We start from the raw sequence: 21,810 nt of genomic DNA, 5'->3' as shown, positions 1-21,810 counted from the left end.
AGCTGGTCATCCGTCTTGCATGAGTCGACGGTATTGCGACCAGAACGACCGCATGCCGACTTCGTCGTTAGCGGACCCAACCGTGAGACCACGCTCGTCTACGCGCTCACGATGAATTCCACGCTGGATATCCAGCCATTCTGGTTGGCGCGCCGCCACCCCGCGCTGGTTGCGTTCGTACATCTCGGTGTCGTCGGCGAGCAACATACCAGCCGGCCCAAAGGAGCCGATCGTCTGCGACACCATGCGCCTGTTGAGTTCAGGCGCACCCTTGAACTGGATCGCCGTTATGTGCTGAACACACTCGTTCACCGCGAGCGGCTGGATGACCACGAGTTGGATTTCAGCGATGAACAGATTCGGAAATACCATCATATGCGGCGAACCGTCGATCAGGATCTCATCCGCTGCGGCGCCGTAATTGTTCCGCATTGCCGCCACATACTCCGGCACCCGCGATTCAGTGGTGCCGAACCAGCGCATCGGCTCGCCATGCCGCCGAAACTCGGGACGCAGGTCGTTCTCGCTGTGCCCATTGCCGAGATCGCGTGTCACCGCCGCGGAATTCTCGCTGTAGAGCGGGCCTATCGGGCTTCCGGTAACGCTGAAGATGGAGCCGTGCACAAACTGGGGGTGGTAGCCGTCTGTTTCGTTTTCGGCCAGAAACTTCCAGTTTGCTTTCGCATGATGCTTGAGCCATCCTGCGGTGAGCTCGATCTCACCCTCCGGCGACAGCCGCGCCAGCCGATCGAGCTCACCGGCCGCCGGACCGAGATGTTCGGCAAGCGTGGGACCGTCCGGCGCGAAACTGGCGAACACGAAGCCCCGGTAGGACTCGACCCGGGGGATGCTGGCCATACGCAGATTCAGCTTTCCCCTGCCGCCATAGCCGTTGTTGTACGGGTAGCCGAGGAGCTCGCCCGTGTTGCGATAGGTCCAGCCGTGATACGGGCAGCGGAACGAGCTAGAGTTTCCAGCCGCATCCTCACACACCAGATTTCCCCGATGCGCGCATCGATTCATAAGAAGATGCACCGTGCCGTCACGATCCCGTGTCATTACGATGTCCTGCGGCCCGATGTTCTTACGCACGTAGTCATTCGGGTTGGCCACCTCGCTTTCGTGACCGACGTAAACCCAGGTGCGATAGTAGATCTTCGCCATTTCCTCGGCAAAGATGCCCGGCTCCGTGTACAGCGAGCCGTGCACCCTGGTGGGCTCGATCAGCCCTTCAACCTTGCTGTGACTCTCCGCCGAGTTCTGCGCACCTACCTGGCTATCCACCGTGGCCGCCATCGTGACTCACCTCCAGAAATACTGCCTATTTGCCAGTGAAGATCGGTTTGCGGCGTTCCAGGACAGCAGCAAGGCCTTCATGAGCGTCCGCGGTCCTCGCAAGCTCAGACTGTGCGCGCGCCTCCTCCGGCAATTGCGCGTCCAGCGTCGAGCCCAGGCCACGCCACACCAGACGCTTGGTCTCTGCTATCGCCGCAGGCGCCCCGGCCGCGATCGCGTGTGCGAGCCCGAACGCCTCCGCCAGCAGGGCATCATCGGGCACCACCTTCGTCAGCAGGCCGACCTCCAGAGCCTCGGCCGCGGTCAGAGTCGGATTGGTCACGAAGATCTGCATGGCCTTACGGAGCCCGACAATCTGAGTCAAGGTCACGGTGCTACCGGCGTCTGGAACCATGCCCACGTTCACGGCGGCAGGCATGAACCTCGCAGACTCCGCCGCGATCACGAAGTCTGCGGCACACACCAGTCCGAAGCCACCACCTCCTGCCGCGAAGCCGTGCACTGCGGCGATCACCGGTGGCCGCAGCTGCGTCAACGCCGAGGCAGTCGTCTGGAGCCACGCGGTGGCTTCCCGGATATAGTCGGGCAGGTTCGCTCCCTGGGCGGCAAAGGTTCGCACATCGCCGCCCGCGCAGAAGTTCTTTCCCTCCCCGGTCAGGACAACCGCGCGGATCGCCGTCTCGACGTGGCAGCGCATGATGGCGGCGTGTACCGCCTGGAGGAACTCGACACTCATGCCGTTGGCCGCCTCCGGCCGGTTGAGCCGCAGCCAGGCAATTCCGTCGGAATCCAGATCCAGCAGCGCAAAACCGGAATCGATCAGCGTCGTCATTACGATAGGTTCCTCTCCTTGCCGGCCCATCCTCGATGACACCGTCCAGCCAGAAAGTGGTTCAGCGGACTTTGACGAGGCCTCATCCGCCGCCCGTCTGGAAGATCCGCGCATAGGTAGCAGACCCGCTCTTCGCCGCATCACGGGCGGCTGCCAGCTCGTCATCGCCGGCCATGGTGGAAATGACCTGCCGCTCGAAGGCCAGAGCAGAGGTCAGCGGCACCTCGGTTGCCTGGTCTACCAGCAACTTCGCCGCATTCACCGCGAACGACGGGCGGCTCGCCAACAGCTCGGCGAACTCGACGACCTCGGTCATGAGCGCATCCGGCGCGCACACCCGGTCAACGATGCCCAGTTCACCGGCCAGCTGAGCGGTGAACTTTTCCCCGGTCATGATCAAACGCTTAGCGCGCGCCGGCCCCACCAGCCTGGTCAACCGCGGAATCCCCCCGCCCATCGGGAGAGCGCCGAACAAGATCTCGGGCAACGCCAAGGTCGCGGTGGCGGCAGCGAACCGGAAGTCGCAAGCCAAGGCCAGCTCGAAACCACCCCCGAACGCCGGCCCGTTGATCGCCGCGATCACTGGTTGCGGAATGTCGATCGCGAGGTGCCGCCCGGGAGACCGCCCGCCGGTCTCCATCACCCATTGCAGATCGGCGCCACCACAGAAGTGCCGGCCGGCACCAGTGACGACCAGCACTCGGATCTCGGGGCTCTGCGCGATGTCGCCACACGCGGCCTCGACGTCATCGAGCAGCGGTCCGTTGAGAGTGTTGGCCTTGTCCGGCCGGTTCAAGGTCAACACCGCCACGGCGCCGCGCACATCAACAGTGATAGTGGACAACGTCATGAAAAGAGCCTCCTCTGCCAGCCAGATCATCCTGGCCACGCGCTGACCTAGAGCGCGAACGAATAGCCACCGTTGACCGGATAGGTCTGACCTGTGATCCACGACCCTCCCGCGGACGCCAGCAGCAGCACCATCGGCGCGATGTCCGATGGTTCGCCCGGTCGCCGGAGGACATACTTGGACATGACCCTCTTCAAAGTGCCCGGATCGGACAGCTGCTCGTCCACAGCGGGGGTCCGGGTGGCCGCAATGGCGATGTTGTTGGCCGTGATGTCGTAACGACCAACGGATCGGGCGATCGCGCGGGTAAATCCGGCCGCGCCGGCCTTCGCCGCCGAGTACACCTCGGAACCAGCTTCCCCCACCCGGCCGGCGTCGGAGACGATCGTGATGATCCGCCCCCTGCGTCGCTCCACCATTCCCGGCAGTGCGGCATGGGCGCACATGATCGGGCCGTAGAAGTTGACGCCCACCCACGGCTGCCACTCCCGCGGATCAATGGTCCAGAACTCGCCAAAGGTAACCGCGGAGGCGTCCGCGCCGTAGTTTCCGGCGTTGCTGACCAGGATGTCCAGGCTGCCGAACCTCGCATTGACCTCGGCGACCATGTCACTCACCGCAGCCAGGTCGGTGACGTCGGCAACCGCGGCAGCCGCCCTGCCCCCGGCTTCCTCGATCTCCGCGACGACAGCCTCCGCCCGGTCACGATTGACGTCGTTGACCACAACCGCCCCGGCGTTGTGCAAGGCGAACTGGATGGCGATCTCCCGGCCAACCCCCTGCCCCGCACCCGTCACGAGCGCGGTCCAGCCCTGCAGGTCGAGCACGTCCATTGCAACCCCTCCGTGGGCACCGTCGATGGTCATCGACGAGCTTGAGCACACCACACCTTCCGGGCGTCAGGCAAGTGACACAGCCGAACTTTTCAAATCTTGATTATCAAAATCGACCAACTCGGCACCCGCGAGAGGCCCACATTGCCATCGACGGCGCCCTCGCCGGGCGTGCCACGCCCCGCGACCTTGCCGCCAGCGTATGCGTGGCACTTCACCAGCGGGTATCGACACCGACGGCGCGGCTGGCCCCCCTGCTGGCTTCCCGCCCATCCACCACCTTCCGATGGCGGGAAGAATTCAACCTTCGGAGAATTTTTTCTTCCAGAGATTCAAAAGTTTCTTGATAGAAGCCTCCGGGCTATGTATCGTGAACCGCACTGATCTCGTCATGTCAAGGCTGTGTTCTCAACGAGACAAAGGCGTCAACGATGAGCGATCCACAGGTCGGAAGCCTGGAGTTCTGGGCCGCGAAGACTCCCGGCAAACCCGCGATCATTCACGACAGCACCGTGCTGACGTACCAGGACTGGAACGACCGTGCCGACCGGCTGGCCGGCGCACTCGTCAAGCACGGTCTGGGCCCCGGCGACCACGTCGGTGTTCGGCTGCACACCGGCGCCGGATGGGCCATCGCCCACCGTGCGTTCGGGAAGCTCGGTGTCGTTCAGGTATCCGTCAACTGGCGGCTCACCCCGTCGGAGGCGGCCTACATCCTGCGCGACAGCGGCGCGGCGGGACTCATCTGCGACGACGCCGACGTATCCGGCTGGGACGAACTGGACCTGCCGTTCCTGCTCACCGTGGGCCAGCCCGCGGGCAGCTCGCGGCTACGCATGGAAGACCTGCTGGACGAAGGCGACCTCGAACGCCGCTACGGCCCGGTCAACCCACCGACAGTCATCTACACGGCCGGCACGACCGGCCATCCCAAGGGGGTGCCTCCTGCCGATCCGGCGACGATCGATCTGCAGCGGCTCGCCCGGTATCGGGCCGCACTATTGAACAATCCTCCGATACCCGACCAGGTCCGAGCGTTGATGACCCTGCCGGTGCACCATGCTGCGGGTCCGCTGGTCGCCAGCCTCACCATGGAGCGCGGCGGGTGCCTGATCATGCTGGACCGCTACGACCCGGAAAAGGTGCTCGCACTGATCGACGAGCACAAAGCACAGACCTGGCTCGCGGTCCCGACCATGCTGCTGCGTCTTCAGGCACTGCCACCGGATGTCGTGGCCAAGTATGACCTGACCTCCCTCGAAGCCTTGTCGGTCGGCGCGGCCCCGGTACCCGCCCCGCTGAAGCTCTGGATAGCCACACTGCTCGGCAAGGACGTGCTATGGGAGTCCTACGGCTGCACGGAAGCCGGCATGGTCACCGTCCTGCCACCCGAGGATCTCACCCGGAAGACGGGATCGAGCGGGCGGCCCTACCCCGCTGTCGAGGTCAAGATCGTCGATCTCGACTGGAACGAAGTACCGCCGGGCGTCGATGGCGACATCGCGGTGAACTCGCCTGCCGCGTTCCGCGGATATCTCGGACAGCGACCGCTCGGCAACGACCTGCTTCGTGATGGCTACTACCGCACCGGAGACATAGGACACCTCGACGACGACGGCTACCTGTACGTAACCGACCGCGGTAGCGACATGATCGTGGCCGGCGGCACGAACATCTATCCCGCCGAAATCGAAAAGGTGCTGGTCGAACATCCCGATGTGGTGGATGCCGCGGTGATCGGCGTCCCGGAGCCCGATTTCGGTGAGCAGCCCCTCGCGATCGTCGTCGCCAGCCCCGGCAGCGCACCCACGCTGGCCGAGCTCGTCGCGTTCGCCTCTCAGCGTCTGGCCCGGTACAAGCTTCCCCGCCAGCTCGAACTGGTGGACGAGCTGCCACTGAGCCCGACGGGCAAGATCCTCAAGACTGAGCTGCGCAAGACCTACCGCGCCAAATACCAGGTGCCGGCGTGATCGGGCGTGACGCCGGCACCAGTACGCCGGCGCCGAAGCGAGTCGCAGCGCAGGAAGGGCTCTTCGACGTGGCCTGTGATCCCCCGGTCCTGCTCGGAACGCGGTGCGGCGCATGCGATGCCGCGTTCTTCCCGCCGCTGGGTGTCGGATGCGAGATCTGCGGGGCGGCTGAGGAATCGCTGCGGTCCGCACCATTGCGGGCCACCGGGCGGCTGCAAGCCTTCGCCACGGTCTTCCGCCATCCCGGCACCGACATCGAAACCCCGTTCACCGTTGCAGAGATAGAACTCGATGACGGCCCGGTCGTACGGGCTCTGATGCTGGCGCCCACTGACGATGACCTGGCTGTCAACGACGGCGTGGCGGGCGCATGGATCAGTTGCGGTGCAACCGAAAAGGGCGAAGAAATCATCGATCTGCGCTTTGCGGTGAAGGAGAATCGGTCATGACGAGTCGCGGACTGCGGAGCCTTCGGCCCGTGCATGTGGTCGGGGTCGGCTTGCACCCCTACCGGTCCCCGAGTGACGCGGCGTACCCCGCTCTGGGAGTGCACGCCGTGCGTGCGGCATTGGCCGACGCGGGGTTGAGCTGGCCAGACGTCCAGACCGCGTACACCGGAACCGCGACAACGGTGATGGCGCTGTCCCGGCTGATGTATCGCCATCTCGGCGTAACCGGGATCCCGATGGTGCAGGTGGAAAACGCCTCGGCATCCGGGTCGAGCGCATTCCGGCAAGCATGTATCGATGTCGCGAGCGGCCTGCACGACGTGGCCATCGCGGTCGGAGTCGACAAACCGCTGCACATCCGGTTTCCCCACCCGGTGGCCGGCGTGCGGGACCTGACCGGCGACAGGGTCGTTCCCTTTACCCATTTTGCCTTACTGGCCAACCGCTACCTGCATGAGTCGAAATCAGACGTCGCACAGCTGGGCCTGGTCGCGGTGAAGAACAGCCGCAACGGCGCGCTCAACCCCTTCGCCCAGCGCCGGCGAGCGTTGACTCTCGACGAAGTGCTGGCACCTCCCGCCATCAGCGGAGTGCTCACACGCCTGCAATGCTGTCCGGTCGGCGAAGGCGCGGCCGCCGCGATCGTCGCTTCGGACGCCGCGATCGAGCGACTCGGCCTGGACCAGGCTCGCAGCGTCCGGGTGCTCTCGTCCACCGCGCGATCGGAAACCGTTTACCCCGGCCAGGACCCTGATGCCGCGCTGACCAGGGAAACCGCCGAACAGGCGTTCCTGGAGGCAGGCGTGGTACCAGCTGATCTCGACGTCGTCGAACTGCACGATGCGTTCACCGTCGAGGAGTTGCTCTACCTGGAAGCCATGGGCATCTCACCGGACGGTGAAGCTGCCCACCGGCTTGCCGAGGGGGAATTCGACATCGGCGGCCGGGTCGCGGTGAGCCCCTCCGGGGGGCTGCTGTCCATGGGCCACCCGGTGGGACCGACCGGCGTAGGCCAGATCTGTGAGATCACCCGGCAGCTGCGCGGCGAAGCGGGCGAGCGGCAGCAGCCGGACGCCACGCTCGGGCTGGCACACATGGTCGGTGTCGGCGAGGTGTGTGTCATCCACATCCTGGAAGCACCATGACCGGACAACACTTGTCCGTCGACTACTCACTCGGCAAGACCTTGGTCTCGCGCACCGGCCCTCTGAGCACGGCCGGCGCCTTGGCCGCCCGCGCCGAATCGCTGGGCTGCGGCCGGGTGTGGACCACCGAAACCGCGTGCGACCCGTTTTTGCCGGCGGTCGCCGCCTTGGGCACGACGAATCAGCTCGTCGTAGGCACCGGAGTCGCGGTTGCCTTCGCCCGCAGCCCCATGATCATCGCTCAGCAGGCCCACGACCTGCATGCCTTCTCCGGCGGCCGTTTCGTGCTCGGTATCGGTAGCCAGATCAAGGCTCATATCACGCGGCGCTACTCCATGCCCTGGGGCAAGCCGATCGCCCGGATGGGCGAGATGATCGGGGCATTGCGCGCGATCTTCGCACACTGGTACGACGACGCCACATTGGACTTCGAGGGCGAGTACTACAGCTTCACGTTCAATTCCGAGCCATTCCGGCCGCCCGTCCCGCCCGGCCTGCGGCCGCCACCGATCTACTTGGCCTCGGTGGGCCCACGCATGACCGCGCTCGCCGGCGAGCTGGCAGACGGCTACCTCAGCCACAGCTTCATCACCGAGGCCTTCCTGCGCGAGAACATCCTTCCCACGCTGACCAGGACCCGCGACCCGCGTCGAACGCCACTGGATCTCGTCATCACCTGCCCCACCGTGGTCCGCGCCGCCGACGAGACCCTCGAACAGGCACGTAACCGCGCGAAATCCACGATCGGGCTCTACGGATCGACCCCGGCATACCGGACGGTGCTCGATCATCACGGGCTTGGTGCGCTCCATGAAGAACTCAACCGGCTCAGCCGGCTCGGCCGCTGGTCCGACATGTCCGGCGCCATCGACGACGACACCCTGGACCTGTTCTGCGTCGTCCGGGAAGACCCGAAGGACGCGGCGATCGAACTGCTTCGCCGATTCGGACCATTGGCGACGTCGTTACGGCTGCCCGAAGACGCTATGACAGTCGTCGAACCATTGACCGCCCTGGTCGCGGAAACCGCGACCCCAACAAGATGATATTCGTATCCGACCAATGCTAAGCGAGCCAACGATGTCTCACGCCACCAAATCTCTGGCGAAAATACTGGCCACCCTGGCGCTCACGGTCCTTTTCGGCGCGAGCGCGGTCCTGCCGGCGAGCTCGACCCAGCTGGACACCAGCGCCGTCGAAGGCCTGTTGTCACACTCCACTGCGAATCTCGGGTTTCCATTCAGTGGCTGGGACGTCGACGTGGTCCCGTACGGGTCGAACCCCCGAGTCCTGGACGTATCGTTCAACAGCCCCCTGCTGCGGCAACGCGTCACCAACCGTGTGTACCTGCCCGACAGCTACACCGCCGCCGGCTCATCATCGGCCGTGCTGTACTACCTCCACGGCACGGTGCTGACTCCGCTGGACAATCCCGTCACCAAGCCGATCACCGACAACGAAGCGCTCCTCAAGGCCGTCGGTCAAGGTGGCGGCGCATGGCAGACGGATATCTTCGATTTCGGCAGCCAACTGTCACGAGCGCATTTCCTTGTCGTCTCGCCCGACTCGTCTGCCACAAATTCGGTGTGTGAAACGTGCGCGTGGATCGACGGACGAGACGACATCGTCCCCAACCTGCCGCCGCTCACAGCGACCACCATGCCCGCGGACAGCTTCCTCCACCAGGAACTCTATCCGCTGATCCAGACCCTCTTCAACGTGCGCTCCGACCGAGGCGGGCGCGGCGTGGCGGGCTTCTCGATGGGCGCGATCAGCGCCTACCTCCAGGACATGCTGCATCCCGACGACTACGCCTTCGCGGCTTCTGTGAGCGGCGCTCTCGACGTGGTCAATGACCCGCTGACCCAAACGATCTGGGACGTCAACCGCTACCTGCTCGACCAAGGCTACGGTACCGCCATCACCAACCCGGTGGAATGGCACGGCTTCAACCCGATCGACATCGCCAGCAACCTCGCGGGGACGGACACCACGATCCTGAGCAGCGGAGGGGACGGCTGCCTGCCACTGACCTCACTGCTCGCACCGGACTGCGTACGGCTGCCGGCCTTGACCAACCCCCTAGCCGCGGCCACCGAGACTCTCCTCGCCCAGCAGTTCCCCCGATACAACGGCTTCCTCTCCACCTTCGGCGTGCAGGAAACCCGCGTGCGGTACCCCGGTGTGCACGGCGCGAACAACCACCTCGTCTACAGCCACGACATCGTCCCGCTGGCGAACTCGGTCTTCACCCGCGCCACCACGGCCACCCCGGCGCAATTCAGCTACCGCACGGCGATCCCGCACTTCACCATTTGGGGTTATGACATCACGGTGACCCGGACCACCGCGGAGTTCCTCGACCTCACCGGCGCCCGCGTCGACGGGCGGCAGCTGGTCCTGCATGGGTCCGGTGTGGCGGAGATCCGATTCCCGGCCGCGTTCCAGCCAGGGCACAGCTACCAAGTCGACGCATCGGCCAGTGGGTCCGCCCAGACGCAGACGGTCGTAGCCGATTCTGCGGGACGCGTCACCGCGCACATCCCCCTTCCCGGCGCCAGTACCGCGGTCACTGTCTCGGTGCAGGGGTGAACTCGCTGTCACATCGGAGCATCATCCGACGAAAGGAGCACCACAGTGACCAGCGAGACCGGCGGGCCCACCGGCCACCTCGTCGCCGCGGCACGGCAACACGCAACCGGAGACCTCCTGCGCCGCACAGCCGCACGACACCCCGGCAAATTGGCCATCATCGCGGGCGAGAAACGCCTGACCTTCGCCCAGTTCAATACCGCCGTCAACTCCTGCGCCGCGGCATTGACCAGCCGGGGCATCCGCAAAGGTGACCGGCTGGCGCTGCTGAGCCACAACTGCTGGCAGTACGCGGTGCTCGTCTTCGCCACCGCGAAGCTCGGGGTCATCCTCGTGCCCGTCAACTTCATGCTCGGCCCCGACGAGGTCGGGTTCATTCTCGACCATTCCGGGGCGAAGGGAATCGTCGCCGAGGACGCACTTGCCGCCACCGCGGGCAAAGCTCTCGCCACCACCCGGCTCACCGGCGTGCTCCGTGGCCGGATCAGCTTCTCCGGGCAACCAGCCTTGGACGGCTGGCAGGATGTGGACGGCTGGATGAGCGACGCCGACGCACCTGAGCCGGAGGTGCGAGTCGCCGATGACGACCCGCTGCGATTGATGTACACCTCGGGTACCGAGTCCCGGCCCAAAGGTGTGCTGCTGTCCAGTCGTTCCCTGATCGCGCAATATGTCAGCTGTGCGATCGACGGCGAGATGAGCGTCGACGACGTCGAGGTCCATTCCCTGCCCATGTACCATTGCGCTCAGCTCGACTGCTTCTTCTCCGTCGACGTCTACCTCGGCGCGACCAGTATCATCCTGCCCTCCCCCGATCCAGCCGAACTGCTGAAAACCATCGCCACCCAGCGGGCGACCAAACTGTTCTGCCCGCCCACGGTATGGATCTCCCTGCTCCGGCACCCGGATTTCGACAGTACCGACCTGTCATCGCTGCGTAAGGGCTATTACGGCGCCTCGGCAATGCCCGCGGAAGTGCTCCACGAACTGGCCCGCCGGCTTCCCCACACGCAACTGTGGAACTTCTACGGGCAAACCGAAATGTCCCCGCTGGCCACGATCCTGCGCCCCAGTGAGCAGCTAAGCCACGCCGGTTCAGCCGGGCGGGCAGTCATCAATGTCGAGACCAGGGTAGTCGGCGACGACGACAACCCCGTGCCGAGCGGTGAAGTCGGCGAGATCGTGCATCGCAGCCCGCACGCTGCCCTCGGGTACTACCGTGACGACGAGAAGACGTCCAGCGCGTTCCGCAACGGCTGGTTCCACTCCGGCGACCTGGGCGTGATCGACTCGAACGGCTACCTGACCGTGGTCGACCGCAAGAAGGACATGATCAAGACCGGCGGGGAGAACGTCGCCAGCCGCGAAGTCGAAGAGGCGATCTACCAGCTCACCGGCGTCGCCGAGGTCGCCGTTTTCGGTATCAGCCACCCACACTGGATCGAGGCCGTCACCGCGGTGATCGTGCCCAAGGCCGGCGTCGATCTCACCGCTGAACAGGTCCGCGGCCATGCCAAGCAGGTGCTAGCCGGCTACAAGCGGCCCAAATATGTCGTGTTCGCCGATTCACTGCCGAAGAACCCCAGCGGCAAATTGCTCAAGCGCGAACTGCGCGCCCGTTACACCCATCTGGCCGGCCAAGAGTGACCGTGCGCGGGCACGCTGGACTTCCACCGCGTGCCCGCGAACGCGGGTACTGTCAGGAACGCTTGCGGGTGACGAACTTTTCGAAAGCGGAGCCACCGTCCTGGTCACCGAGATGAGCCACGACGGCATCGATCTCCATCGCCAGCCCGTCGGCCAGCGGCTTGCCGAGTCCGTCATGGACCAGCCGTTTGACCGTCCGCAGGGCACGTGGGCTCTTCGACGCCAAGCGCAGCCCGAATTCACGCACAGCCTCGTTGAACTCCGCCGGCTCATAGTTTCGGTAAGCAAGTCCCCAAGAAACCGCCTCGGCCGCAGACAGCCGGTCACCGGTCAAGATGTGGGCCAGCGCCCGCTGACGGCCCACCAATCTGGCCAGCCGCTGCGAACCGCCACCGCCCGGCACCATGCCAAAATTGGAATGCATGTCAGCAATCTTGGCATCATTGCTCACCAACACAATATCACTGGCTTGCATCAGCTCGAACCCTCCCGCCAGCGCGTAGCCCTCGACCGCGGCGACAACGGGAACATCGATCTCGGCGATAGCCGAGCAGGCCCGGCCGAAATTCTCGAACAGTGGGTACAGCGCCGCCGGGCCGATTCTCCGGAGTCGTTCCACTTCATCGAAATCTCCGCCGACCGAGAAATTTCCCCCAGCACCTCTGAGGACAATCACCGCTACCGACTCGGCGAGCTCACGCAAGCCTTGCTCGAGGCGCATTCCCAGATCCACAGTGATAGCGTTCATCGCCGCAGAACGGTTGAGAACGATATTGCCAACGGCACCGTCGCGACTGACCACGACCACGTCACCAGCCACAGAGTTGCTCAATTCGACCGCACTCTCCCACATTTATCACATTTCCTTGGCCGCCGCTTTGATCGCCTCGCGGATCCGAAAATATGTTCCGCAGCGGCAGACGTTCTCGATCTCGTCAATCTCGGCATCGGTGGGCACTTTCGTGCGATCGAGCAGAGCCACCGCCGCCATTATCTGCCCAGGCTGGCAGTACCCGCACTGTGCGACATCTTGATCGAGCCAGGCTTGCTGCACCGGATGAAGATCACCCCCCTCGGCAAGACCTTCGATGGTAGTGACCTCCCTGCCGGCGCACTCCGACACCGCGGTGACACACGGATTGAACGCCTTGCCGTCGAGGTGAGATGTGCACGCCTTACAGACATTGATCCCGCAACCGTATTTCGGACCGCGAATACCGAGTTTGTCGCGCAGGACCCAGAGCATGGGCAGGTCGGCAGGCGCCTCGACCGACACGGACCCACCATTGAGGTCAAACGTGAACTTGGGCAAGTGAACCTCCTGCAAGACCGATGAACGTTACCGGGGGAACGGTTCGAAGTCGACGTCGAAATTTATCGGAAAGCTGCGTGGCCGCACGCCAGTCGCCCGGGAGAATGCATTCGCCACCGCGCCAGATGCTGCAGCGATGCCGAGTTCCCCGGCTCCGCCAGGACGGCCGTTGGCCGGCATGATGAAGATCTGCACATCCATGGGAGAGTCCTTCTGGCGCGCGTAATGAAACTGCGAGTAACTGCCTTCCAGCGGCAGTCCTTTGTCGAAATGCAGCCCTGCGCGCAGCACAACCGAGATTCCATCTGTCAGCGTGCCGAGTAGTTGCGCCTCAAGACCACGCGGGTTGATCGGCAACCCGACGTCGGCCGCGATCACAGCCTTGGTCACGCGTGGCTGACTCGGGTCTCGCGCGTCTATTTCCACCAGGTAGGCAGCACAGGACTTGAATTCCTCATGGAAGGCGATCCCCTGTGCGTATCCGGCTGGCATCGGCCGTCCCCAGTGACCTTCGGTGGCGACCTTGTCCAGCACCGCACGCTGCTTGTCGTTCTTCAGTACAGCTCGCCGGAATCGGTACGGATCCTTACCCAGTGACGCGGCGATCTCATCGATCAGGATTTCCTGTGCTGTACGCGCGGTCCCGGTGAACGGCTGACGCCACGCCGCTGTGTTCATCTTCAGCGGCACCTCGCTGAGTGTCGCGGTGACCAGACCGAGGTTGTAGGGCATGACGAGGCTGAGGTTGAAGGCGAACTGGGCGAGGGTACGGCCACCGAGCTCGGTCCCGGACACGACAGCGGTGATGGCCTCGCCGAGCCCGTGGCTGAGATCCGTTTGCACGGCCGACATCCGGTGCTCGAAGGAGAGCACATTTCCGGCGGCGAAGGTCGCGCGGATCTTGTGGTGATCCGCGGGCCGGCCGCGCCCATGCCGCATATCGTCGATGCGACTCCACATCAGCTTGATCGGGCGGCCGGATTTCCTGGATATCCTGACCGCCTCGATGGCAGCGTCCGGGAACGCTCGTCGCCCGAACGCGCCGCCCCCTTGGGGAACGTGGACGACGACGCGGTCAAGGGGCAGACCGAGTTCGGCCGCGATCTGCTCTGCCGCCCAGATCGGTGCCTGCAGGCTGGACCAGATTTCGGCCCGGTCCGCGCGAACGTCGGCGATCGCCGAGTTGGTCTCCATCGGCGCATGGCTCACGAACGCGAAATCAAACTCGGCGTCGAGATGGCTGACCAGCAAGGGAGGCACGAGAAACGGCTGGACCGCTCCCCGTAGCCGGTCGCGAATCTGGGGATCTGAGAATCCATCGATCGTGCCATCGTTCCAGGTGACCTGCAGGGCGTTCTTCCCGTCGAGCGCCTGGCCGAACGTCTCGGCAACCACCGCGACGCCGGTGGGAATCGGGACGACGTCCACAATGCCCGGCATCGCCCGGACGGCCGCTTCGTTGAGGATCGATCGGGGCGAACCCTGCACGGTCGGCGGCCTGCGCACCATCGACGGCAGTGCACCGGGCACCTCAAGGTCCAGGGTGTAGGCCTTGGCGCCGGTCACCGCGGCCCGCGCATCGATCCGCGACGCCGGCCTGCCCACGACCGTGTGCTGGGACTCCGGCTTCGGCTGTCCACCAGTCGCCGCGAGGCCCGGGCTGGCCGCTGCGGCCGACAACGACCCGTAGGTCGCCTCGCGGCCATCCGGTGCGATCACTGAGCCGTCGCGAACCGCGAGCTGGCCGACTGCGACGCTCCACCGCGCCGAAGCCGCCGCCAGCAGCCTCGCCCGCACCGCCGCGGCCACATAGCGCACCGGGTCGTACATCGACCTGATCGTGGTCGACCCGCCGGTAGCCTGATTGAGCATGAGTTCGGGCCGCGCGTCGGCCAGCGGGACGTCGACCTGGCTCACCGGAATGTCCAGTTCCTCCGCGACCAGCATCGCCACCGCCGTCGTCACCCCCTGGCCGACCTCAGCACGGGGCAACTCGAATCGAACCCGTCCGTCCTCTGCGACTTCCACTTTGAGCAGCATCGAGGTCGGCAGCGCGGCAAGCACCTGGACATCGCCGAGATCGACGATCTCAGCCGGCCCCGGCAGCGTGGGTATCGCAGCCCCGGCGCGCGGAGGATCGAGCGCTTCGCCAGTGAGCCCTGCAGCGACCACCAAGGTCGGGCCGGCGACCAGGTAGGTCAGGAAACGGCGGCGGCCAAGGACGCGGCTTCCCTTCGCATCCGGATCATCCGGATGCGAGTGATCGGCGCTTGATGCGGTGTTCGAATTTGAAAGCGCCATTGCTCTCACCTTCAGGGCTGTCCTGGGCGGTTGATAGAAGCAAACCTCATGTGGAGTGCCTAGTCCGACAAACTGGCACCTGTCATCCTGCCCGCCATTGAACCGTTCCGCAAGCACAAAATCAAATCCATAGTCATAATTGCCACGCCTCCCAGTGGTCCCGGTGCCTTCACGAACACGAAGAACGCCAGTTCAGGGCGGTTGTGATAGCACTGCGCCCGCGAGCGAATCAGATTAGAATATAGATTAAGTTCTACGCTCAGCGGTCGCGCGACAGCGCATCACGAGCAGGACCTTAAGCAGATCCTGCCGTGAAGGTACCTAGCACCAGGACAGCCTCAGTGGTGTGAGCCAGGTTCTCCGTCGTCCGCGCCGTCGCTGTCCAGCACGGCTTCCAGGATCCATCGGGCCTCACCCCCGGCGAGAACTCTCACGAGATCAAGCCCTCCGCATCCGCCGACCGCCCCCGAGACCGGCGTCATCTGCGGGATGCGCCCGCAGTCGCTCCTCGCTCCTCTATAATCGACATGTGGCTAAAAAACCGGCGTCGAAGCCCAGCTCGGACGACATGGGCTCGAAGTCCGCGCGTACCCGGGAACGGATCCTCAACTCCGCAGCGCACGTGCTGAGCAGGAAAGGCTACGCCGGGACGCGGATGACGGACGTAGCCGAGCAGGCGGAGCTCCAGGCGCCGGCGATCTACTACTACTTCCCGTCACGGGAGGATCTGATCGAGGAAGTCATGTGGACGGGGATCGCGCACATGCGAGAACACATGAGCGAGGTCCTCTCAGCACTTCCCGAAGACATTGATCCACTCGCCCGCATCAACGCGGCGATCGAGGCGCACCTGCGTTACGAACTCGAGATCTCCGATTACACGACAGCGTCCATCCGTAACGCTGGGCAATTGCCGGAAGCTATCCGCGTTCGTCACGACGCCGAGTCCTCGGCCTATATCGATGTGTGGCGTGAGCTGATCCAGACCGCGGCGAACGCGGGGCTGCTGCGTACCGACCTCGACCTGCGTGCGGCCCGCATGATGATCCTCGGCGCACTCAACTGGGCCGCGGAATGGTGGAACCCCCGCCGGGGCTCACTCGACGTGGTGGTACGCACCGCACAATCCATGGTCCGGCACGGCATCGGCACGACGGCGGCAGCGGAAGAACCGGCCGGACCACAGCGCAGTCTCAATCCAGCACGCAAGCAACGATCCACCACGGCGGCAAGCTGAACCGAGCGCGGCGATCAACGTGCCGCCCGATCGCTAACGAGGTGGACTCACAGCAGGGCGGCGACGACCGGCGAAATCCAGCGCGTCGCTCCAAGTAGCACCGGTCGTGATCATGCTGCGGTATTTCATGATGACGGACTGCCCGTTGATCGCAAACGCTCCGACGAGGCGGCCACCGGCGCGGTAAAGAGCGACACAACGGGCGTCGCGATCCAGGTCACCGTCGACCATGCGCACCTCGTCGGCGTCGGCGATCCCCACGAACTGGATCCGGTTGCCGTACAGGTCCGACCAGAAATACGGGACTGTCGCATAGGGCTTCGCGGTGGCCGGTTCGACGGCGTTTCGCGCCGCGAGGGCACCCTGCTCCGCAGCGCTGGTCCAATGCTCCAGACGCATCGGCCGCTCGAACAACGGGTTGTGCCAGCGCGCCACGTCGCCGGCGGCATACACGCCAGGCGCTCCGGCGAAGAGCGTTTCATCGCACACGACACCATCACTCAACCGAAGACCGGAGTCATGCAGCCAGTCCGTGGCCGGCACCGCGCCGACACCAGCGACCACGAGATCCGCATCCACGCTGGTCCCATCGGAGAGCGCAACACGCTCGACGTGGTGCTCGCCCTCCACTCTCGCGACGCTGACGCCACAGCGCAAGTCGGTACCGTTGCGCTGGTGCAAGGACGCGCACATCGCGCCCATCTCCTCGCCGACCGCACGGACAAGTGGTGTCGGCTGCGCTTCGATCACCGTGACCGGCAGTCCGCGTTTACGCGCTCCCGACGCGATCTCCGAGCCGATGAACCCCGCGCCGATCACGACGGTGCGTGCGCCCGAGTCCAGGGCTGCGCGGATCGCGATCGCATCCTCGATGGTGCGAAGGGTGTGTACGCCCGGCAGCCCCGCGTTACCACGCAGGGTGCGGGCCACGGCGCCGGTGGCGATCACGGCCGCGTCGTACTCGATACCGCGGTCGCCTATCTCAACAACCCGCCGGATAGTGTCTAGTGCGGTCGCCTCGGCCCCGAGCACGAGGGCGACACCGAGCTCGTCGCGCAACGTCTGCTCAGTGCGGAACACCGGCGTGTCCGGAGGCATCCCGGGTTCCAGGTAGCCCTTGGACAACGGTGGGCGGTCGTAGGGAAGGTGTGGTTCAGCTCCGACGAGCGTGATCGCCCCGGTGAATCCCGTCTTCCGGGCGCCTTCCACCGCGCGCAACCCAGCTAGCGAAGCTCCGACCACAACCAGGTGGCGGCTCGACGGCATGGCTTCCTCTCTCCGCACGGAACTCCGGTCAGGACTCCAGCCTCAGCGCTTCGGTCGGGCAGCCCGCCACGGCGGCCTCGACGTCGTCTTTCTGGCCGTCGGACACCTTGTCCTGCTTCACAATCAGTTCACCGGCGTCGTTGACCTCGAATACGTCGGGCGCCAGGGATTCGCAAACCCCCAGGCCCGTGCACCTTGTGTGGTCGAGGACGATCTTCATCACGATTTCTCCTTAAGGGCTGAAAAGCATTGCCCGCAAAGGCGTAGCTCACTGCACAAGACAACCTGTCAGCTGCCCTTGAGAACGTCGATGGGGAAAGCACCGGCGATCTGGTCAACGACGATCTTGGCGGTCTCGGCGCACGCCGTGGTCCCACCGTTGGCATATTCCTTGACGCCGTCACCGACATTCCACAAATTCGGGATCGGAGTGGCAGGTGGCAGGTCGAAGCCCGACACCGCGCGTTGCGGAGGCCACTCGTCACGGGTGACCACAGTGGACAGAATGCGGGCGTGCTCGAAGCCCGCGATCTGTTCGTGCAGGTCGTCCATCAGCAGTTGCGTCTCGGCGGCTTCGTCGAAGTCCCCGACCGCCGGCTTGGGCACGGCGGCGGCCACATAGAGATGCCACCCGACGGGCGCCATCTCCGGGCAGGTATCCGTGAAGTTGGCGATGTAGCACAACCTGCGCGTCTTGGCGAAGCTGAGCATCCCGGGCGCGTTGATCAGCCGTTCGCGGCTGGCGAAATTGACCGCGATCATCGCGCACGGCCGGTCACGGCTACGCACAGACTCGAGATAGCCGCCTGGCAAGCTCTGCTCGCCGACCAGGTTCACGGTGGCGGCGGGCCCGATGTCGCTGACCACGAACCGCGCGCCGACCTCGACGGTGTGCCCGTCTCGTTCGATCACCGCACCGCGCACCAGTCCTCCGGACATCGTCAGCGACGTGACTTCCGCGGACAACCACACCTCGCCGCCACCGGCCACGATGGTCTCGGCGAGTGAGCGCCAGATTCCGATCGTGCCCTGCGGGCAGAAACCGAACTTCTTGAACGCGCTCTTGCGCGTGAAGTAGGTGAGGAACACCCGCGCCGGGAGCTCCTCCGAGCCGACCGCGAAGATCGACCCGCACATGTTGCGGAAGATCCCGTGCACGGATTCGTTCTTCGTGTATCTCGCGACCCACTCCGCCGTCGATATGTCCTGTTCCGGGAGCCCGTCGTCGTTACGCGCGGCGCCGAGACCGCTCAGCAGCTTGGCACCTTGACGAGTGAGTTTCGACAGCAGGAAACCCCAGCCGCCGCCGGTGACGTCGACGTCCTTGCTGCCGATCCGGTACAGGATCGGCGGGTCCGGCCGGCGCACCTCGAATTTGGCACCGACCTCCTCGAACGTCTGCTGGGTGATTCCGTCGACCTCGATCACGACCGCGCCGTTGTTGACCTTGAAGCCATCGATATCGCGAGTGGAGGCACGGCCACCGACGTACTCCAGCCGCTCGACCACCAGCGTGCGGTACCCGAGATGGGTCAGCCGTGCCGCTGCGCACAACCCGCCGGCGCCGGCGCCGATCACGATCACATCAAACGCGGATTCCATGTGCGCGCCCTTTCCACATCGAGGTATCAGTAGGAATTCGGCAGGCCCAGACTGGTCTGTGCCACGAAGTTGAGCACCATCTCCCTGCTCACCGGGGCGATACGCATCAACCTGGTGATGAACCACAGGTCCGCCAAGCCGTACTCGCGGGAAAGACCGTTGCCACCGTGGGTCTGAATCGCTTGATCGAGGGCCTTCAGCCCGGCTTCGGCGGCAGCGAACTTCGCCATGTTGGCCGCCTCCCCCGCGTTTTGCCCGGAATCGAACAATTCGGCGGCTCGCGCGGTGGCGAGCCTGGCGAGTTCGACGGCGATGTGGGACTCGGCCAGCGGGTGGGAGATGCCCTGGTGCGTGCCGATCGGGGTGCGCCAGACCTTCCGCTGAACCGCGTAGTCCCTGGCTTTCGAGACGGCATACCGGCCGATGCCGTTGCACAGCGCGGCTGCCAGGATCCGTTCGGGGTTCAGACCGGAGAACGCCTGGCGCAGTCCCTCGCCTTCGCTGCCGATCAGCGCCTCGGGCCCCACGCGGACGTTGTCGAAGAACAGCATGAACTGCTTGTCCGGTGACACGACCTCGGTCTCGATCTGTTGCAGTGTCAAGCCTTCAGCACGCGTGGACACGACGAACAGCGACAGCGGGCGGCGCCCGGGCGTACCCGGAAGGTCGGCGGCACGAGCGACCACCAATATCGCGTCGCAGTCGTCGACAGCGGAGATGTAGTACTTGCCGCCGGTGATCGTCCAGCCATCGCCGTCCTTGCGGGCGAGCGTGCTGACGTTGTGGCTGTTGGAACCAGCATCGGGCTCGGTCAACGCGAACGCCATTTTCCGGGTACCTGCCGCGATCGCCGGCAACCACTCACGTTTCAATTCCGGCGACGCGTGCGCGGCGAGGATCGCCCCGCAGATCGCAGGTGAGATCACCGCGGCCAGCAGCGGCATCCCGTGCGCTGCCAGCTCCTCCAGAACAACCACGAACTCCGACAACCCGGCACCACCCCCGCCGTACTCCTCTGGCAGGTGTACGCCCAGCAGACCGGCCTCGCCGAGTTCGGCCCACATCTCACCGATGCGCTCGCCCCTGCGCGACCGCTCCGCGAAATACGCATGCCCGTATTTCACGGCGACCTTGGTAACGCTTTCCCGGATCAACCGGTGTTCCTCGTTGTCCGTGATCAGTCCCGTCATCGTCACCTCCCTCGAAATTCCGGAACAGTCTTGGTGACAAAGCTGCGGACGGCGCCGACCACGTCGGAGGTGGCACCGGCGCGGGCCATTGCCCCGGCTTCCGCGGCCAGTTGCTGCGGCAGCGTCGCCGTCCACGAATCACGCAGCAGGGTCCGGATTTCGGCGTAGGCGCGAGTTGGGCCCTGGGCGAGCCGGCGGGCAACCGCTTCGGCCTGCTCCACGAGCTCCTCAGCCGGTACGACCCTGGTGACCAGGCCGCAGTCCGCCGCTTCGCGCGCGTCAAGCACGCGCTGCTCGAGGTACATCTCCGCGGCCTTGCGCGGGCCGATGAGCCGGGGCAGGAACCAGGAGTTGCCACCATCGCCGGGAAGCCCGATCGTGGTGAACCCGGTCGCGAACTTCGTGCCTTCGGCGGCAAGCGCTATGTCGGCGAGGTGGACCAAGCCGAGGCCGCCGCCGGCTACCGCACCCTGCACGGCCGTCACTATCGGAACGCCGAGGGTGCTCAACACGAGCAGAGCCTCGTTGAAACGCCCGGCCATCCGCCGCAGGGTCCCTGGCAGTTCGGCAGGCCCGGCGTCGGCGAACACGCGAATGTCGCCACCCACGGTGAACGCGGAGCCGTTGCCTACCACGAGCAGGGCTCGCAAATCCTGCTCGGTGGCGCAGCGCTGTGCGACCTCGTACAGTTCGTCGGCGACAGCCTGGTTCAGCGCGTTGCGTGTATCCGGCCGATTCAGCCGGAGTACGCCCAGCCCGGCCTCGATGCCGAATTCCACCGCGTCGCCACCGGACCGAAAGTCGCCTTGTGCCAAGGCCTCGCGCCAGCGAGCAGTGTCCGTCAGTTGTACCAACCCCGAGATGGCCGTTCCGGTGAACGACAGGAGATGCACGAACTCGGCATCCAGTTCCCGCCCGGTGAGCTTGACCACGCCGCGGTAGTGCCCACGCACGAGGAGCCGCCCGTCCTCGAGCAGTCCGAACTCGATCGGCTCAGCTCGTATCGCGAACTCGCTCCCGATACGACCCCAGAACTGCTCGCGCATCGCCGCCGGACTGTCGTAGCCGCCACCGAGCGCAAGCGGCAATCCCGCGGCCGTCCGGCCACTGAATTGGGAATGCAGCAGGCGGTCGAGCGACTCGCGGTCACCACCGGCGAGCGCCTGATAGAGCTCGGTCGCCAGCCTTTCCGCGACGGTCCCGTCCACCCTGCCCACCTCCACAACAGCCGAAGCCACGAAGCCGTGTCCAGCACCGAATTAAATTTAATATAGATAAGATTCTATGC

Annotated in this window: 19 protein-coding genes; 7 read left to right on the top strand and 12 right to left on the bottom strand. The window is 65.1% G+C overall.

Features of this window, described 5'->3' with window-relative positions:
- Nucleotides 1-6: 6 nt before the first annotated feature.
- From VGP60_RS37065 to VGP60_RS37050, 4 genes are all read right to left on the bottom strand, one after another.
- Nucleotides 7-1,296, bottom strand: a complete 1,290-nt coding sequence (locus VGP60_RS37065; protein ID WP_327552876.1) for an aromatic ring-hydroxylating dioxygenase subunit alpha — start codon at nucleotides 1,294-1,296, stop codon at nucleotides 7-9.
- Nucleotides 1,297-1,321: 25 nt separating this feature from the next.
- Complete coding sequence (locus VGP60_RS37060) at nucleotides 1,322-2,128, bottom strand: enoyl-CoA hydratase/isomerase family protein (protein ID WP_327552875.1); 807 nt, start codon at nucleotides 2,126-2,128, stop codon at nucleotides 1,322-1,324.
- Nucleotides 2,129-2,210: 82 nt separating this feature from the next.
- Nucleotides 2,211-3,008 carry an enoyl-CoA hydratase/isomerase family protein gene (locus VGP60_RS37055; protein ID WP_327552921.1) on the bottom strand — a complete coding sequence of 266 codons (798 nt, stop codon included), beginning with the start codon at nucleotides 3,006-3,008 and terminating at the stop codon, nucleotides 2,211-2,213.
- A gap of 17 nt (nucleotides 3,009-3,025) precedes the next feature.
- The gene (locus VGP60_RS37050; protein ID WP_327552874.1) at nucleotides 3,026-3,811 is read right to left on the bottom strand and encodes an SDR family NAD(P)-dependent oxidoreductase; all 786 of its coding nucleotides are present in this window, start codon (nucleotides 3,809-3,811) and stop codon (nucleotides 3,026-3,028) included.
- A 431-nt stretch (nucleotides 3,812-4,242) separates the two neighbouring features.
- On the opposite strand from VGP60_RS37050, the gene VGP60_RS37045 reads away from it, so the two are divergent.
- Genes VGP60_RS37045 through VGP60_RS37020 form a run of 6 tightly spaced genes read left to right on the top strand, consistent with a single transcriptional unit; the run spans nucleotide 4,243 to nucleotide 11,614 of the window.
- Complete coding sequence (locus tag VGP60_RS37045) at nucleotides 4,243-5,781, top strand: class I adenylate-forming enzyme family protein (RefSeq protein ID WP_327552873.1); 1,539 nt, start codon at nucleotides 4,243-4,245, stop codon at nucleotides 5,779-5,781.
- Entirely contained in the window at nucleotides 5,778-6,230 is a 453-nt protein-coding gene (locus VGP60_RS37040) for a Zn-ribbon domain-containing OB-fold protein (protein ID WP_327552872.1), read from the top strand. The genes VGP60_RS37045 and VGP60_RS37040 overlap by 4 nt, the downstream gene beginning before the upstream one ends.
- On the top strand, nucleotides 6,227-7,375 hold the full coding sequence (locus VGP60_RS37035; RefSeq protein WP_327552871.1) for a thiolase family protein: 1,149 nt from the start codon (nucleotides 6,227-6,229) through the stop codon (nucleotides 7,373-7,375). The genes VGP60_RS37040 and VGP60_RS37035 overlap by 4 nt, the downstream gene beginning before the upstream one ends.
- The gene (locus VGP60_RS37030; protein WP_327552870.1) at nucleotides 7,372-8,421 is read left to right on the top strand and encodes a TIGR03617 family F420-dependent LLM class oxidoreductase; all 1,050 of its coding nucleotides are present in this window, start codon (nucleotides 7,372-7,374) and stop codon (nucleotides 8,419-8,421) included. Before VGP60_RS37035 ends, VGP60_RS37030 begins: the two co-directional genes overlap by 4 nt.
- Before the next feature lie 34 nt (nucleotides 8,422-8,455).
- Entirely contained in the window at nucleotides 8,456-9,967 is a 1,512-nt protein-coding gene (locus VGP60_RS37025; protein ID WP_327552869.1) for an alpha/beta hydrolase-fold protein, read from the top strand.
- A 45-nt stretch (nucleotides 9,968-10,012) separates the two neighbouring features.
- The gene (locus VGP60_RS37020; protein ID WP_327552868.1) at nucleotides 10,013-11,614 is read left to right on the top strand and encodes an acyl-CoA synthetase; all 1,602 of its coding nucleotides are present in this window, start codon (nucleotides 10,013-10,015) and stop codon (nucleotides 11,612-11,614) included.
- Nucleotides 11,615-11,666: 52 nt separating this feature from the next.
- On the opposite strand, the gene VGP60_RS37015 is transcribed toward VGP60_RS37020, so the two are convergent.
- From VGP60_RS37015 to VGP60_RS37005, 3 genes are read right to left on the bottom strand one after another with little or no spacing between them, the layout of a single operon-like run.
- Nucleotides 11,667-12,467, bottom strand: coding sequence for an enoyl-CoA hydratase/isomerase family protein (locus tag VGP60_RS37015; protein ID WP_327552867.1), 801 nt, complete (start codon nucleotides 12,465-12,467; stop codon nucleotides 11,667-11,669).
- A 3-nt stretch (nucleotides 12,468-12,470) separates the two neighbouring features.
- The gene (locus tag VGP60_RS37010) at nucleotides 12,471-12,926 is read right to left on the bottom strand and encodes a (2Fe-2S)-binding protein (RefSeq protein ID WP_327552866.1); all 456 of its coding nucleotides are present in this window, start codon (nucleotides 12,924-12,926) and stop codon (nucleotides 12,471-12,473) included.
- A gap of 27 nt (nucleotides 12,927-12,953) precedes the next feature.
- Entirely contained in the window at nucleotides 12,954-15,227 is a 2,274-nt protein-coding gene (locus VGP60_RS37005) for a molybdopterin cofactor-binding domain-containing protein (RefSeq protein ID WP_327552865.1), read from the bottom strand.
- 529 nt (nucleotides 15,228-15,756) lie between these two features.
- Here VGP60_RS37005 and VGP60_RS37000 point away from each other — a divergent pair.
- Complete coding sequence (locus VGP60_RS37000; RefSeq protein WP_327552864.1) at nucleotides 15,757-16,464, top strand: TetR/AcrR family transcriptional regulator; 708 nt, start codon at nucleotides 15,757-15,759, stop codon at nucleotides 16,462-16,464.
- Between the two features lie 33 nt (nucleotides 16,465-16,497).
- On the opposite strand, the gene VGP60_RS36995 is transcribed toward VGP60_RS37000, so the two are convergent.
- The 5 genes from VGP60_RS36995 to VGP60_RS36975 form a co-directional block, all read right to left on the bottom strand.
- Entirely contained in the window at nucleotides 16,498-17,730 is a 1,233-nt protein-coding gene (locus tag VGP60_RS36995; RefSeq protein WP_327552920.1) for an NAD(P)/FAD-dependent oxidoreductase, read from the bottom strand.
- A gap of 28 nt (nucleotides 17,731-17,758) precedes the next feature.
- The gene (locus VGP60_RS36990) at nucleotides 17,759-17,950 is read right to left on the bottom strand and encodes a ferredoxin (RefSeq protein ID WP_327552919.1); all 192 of its coding nucleotides are present in this window, start codon (nucleotides 17,948-17,950) and stop codon (nucleotides 17,759-17,761) included.
- A gap of 68 nt (nucleotides 17,951-18,018) precedes the next feature.
- Nucleotides 18,019-19,332: a phytoene desaturase family protein gene (locus VGP60_RS36985; protein WP_327552863.1), complete on the bottom strand. Its 1,314-nt coding sequence runs from the start codon at nucleotides 19,330-19,332 to the stop codon at nucleotides 18,019-18,021.
- A gap of 26 nt (nucleotides 19,333-19,358) precedes the next feature.
- Nucleotides 19,359-20,522, bottom strand: coding sequence for an acyl-CoA dehydrogenase family protein (locus VGP60_RS36980; protein WP_327552862.1), 1,164 nt, complete (start codon nucleotides 20,520-20,522; stop codon nucleotides 19,359-19,361).
- A gap of 2 nt (nucleotides 20,523-20,524) precedes the next feature.
- On the bottom strand, nucleotides 20,525-21,730 hold the full coding sequence (locus VGP60_RS36975) for an enoyl-CoA hydratase-related protein (protein WP_327552861.1): 1,206 nt from the start codon (nucleotides 21,728-21,730) through the stop codon (nucleotides 20,525-20,527).
- Nucleotides 21,731-21,810: the final 80 nt, after the last annotated feature.

This window comes from Amycolatopsis sp. (assembly GCF_036008905.1).
Classification (GTDB): domain Bacteria; phylum Actinomycetota; class Actinomycetes; order Mycobacteriales; family Pseudonocardiaceae; genus Amycolatopsis.
This window is presented reverse-complemented; position numbering and strand designations above follow the sequence as displayed.

Excerpts from the sequence above, each read along its gene's own strand:
- VGP60_RS37065 (WP_327552876.1), bottom strand. The coding sequence starts at position 1,296 with ATGGCGGCCACGGTGGATAGCCAGGTAGGTGCGCAGAACTCGGCGGAG.
- VGP60_RS37060 (WP_327552875.1), bottom strand. The coding sequence starts at position 2,128 with ATGACGACGCTGATCGATTCCGGTTTTGCGCTGCTGGATCTGGATTCC.
- VGP60_RS37055 (WP_327552921.1), bottom strand. The coding sequence starts at position 3,008 with ATGATCTGGCTGGCAGAGGAGGCTCTTTTCATGACGTTGTCCACTATC.
- VGP60_RS37050 (WP_327552874.1), bottom strand. The coding sequence starts at position 3,811 with ATGGACGTGCTCGACCTGCAGGGCTGGACCGCGCTCGTGACGGGTGCG.
- VGP60_RS37045 (WP_327552873.1), top strand. The coding sequence starts at position 4,243 with ATGAGCGATCCACAGGTCGGAAGCCTGGAGTTCTGGGCCGCGAAGACT.
- VGP60_RS37035 (WP_327552871.1), top strand. The coding sequence starts at position 6,227 with ATGACGAGTCGCGGACTGCGGAGCCTTCGGCCCGTGCATGTGGTCGGG.
- VGP60_RS37030 (WP_327552870.1), top strand. The coding sequence starts at position 7,372 with ATGACCGGACAACACTTGTCCGTCGACTACTCACTCGGCAAGACCTTG.
- VGP60_RS37025 (WP_327552869.1), top strand. The coding sequence starts at position 8,456 with ATGTCTCACGCCACCAAATCTCTGGCGAAAATACTGGCCACCCTGGCG.
- VGP60_RS37015 (WP_327552867.1), bottom strand. The coding sequence starts at position 12,467 with ATGTGGGAGAGTGCGGTCGAATTGAGCAACTCTGTGGCTGGTGACGTG.
- VGP60_RS37005 (WP_327552865.1), bottom strand. The coding sequence starts at position 15,227 with ATGGCGCTTTCAAATTCGAACACCGCATCAAGCGCCGATCACTCGCAT.
- VGP60_RS36995 (WP_327552920.1), bottom strand. The coding sequence starts at position 17,730 with ATGCCGTCGAGCCGCCACCTGGTTGTGGTCGGAGCTTCGCTAGCTGGG.
- VGP60_RS36990 (WP_327552919.1), bottom strand. The coding sequence starts at position 17,950 with ATGAAGATCGTCCTCGACCACACAAGGTGCACGGGCCTGGGGGTTTGC.
- VGP60_RS36985 (WP_327552863.1), bottom strand. The coding sequence starts at position 19,332 with ATGGAATCCGCGTTTGATGTGATCGTGATCGGCGCCGGCGCCGGCGGG.
- VGP60_RS36980 (WP_327552862.1), bottom strand. The coding sequence starts at position 20,522 with ATGACGGGACTGATCACGGACAACGAGGAACACCGGTTGATCCGGGAA.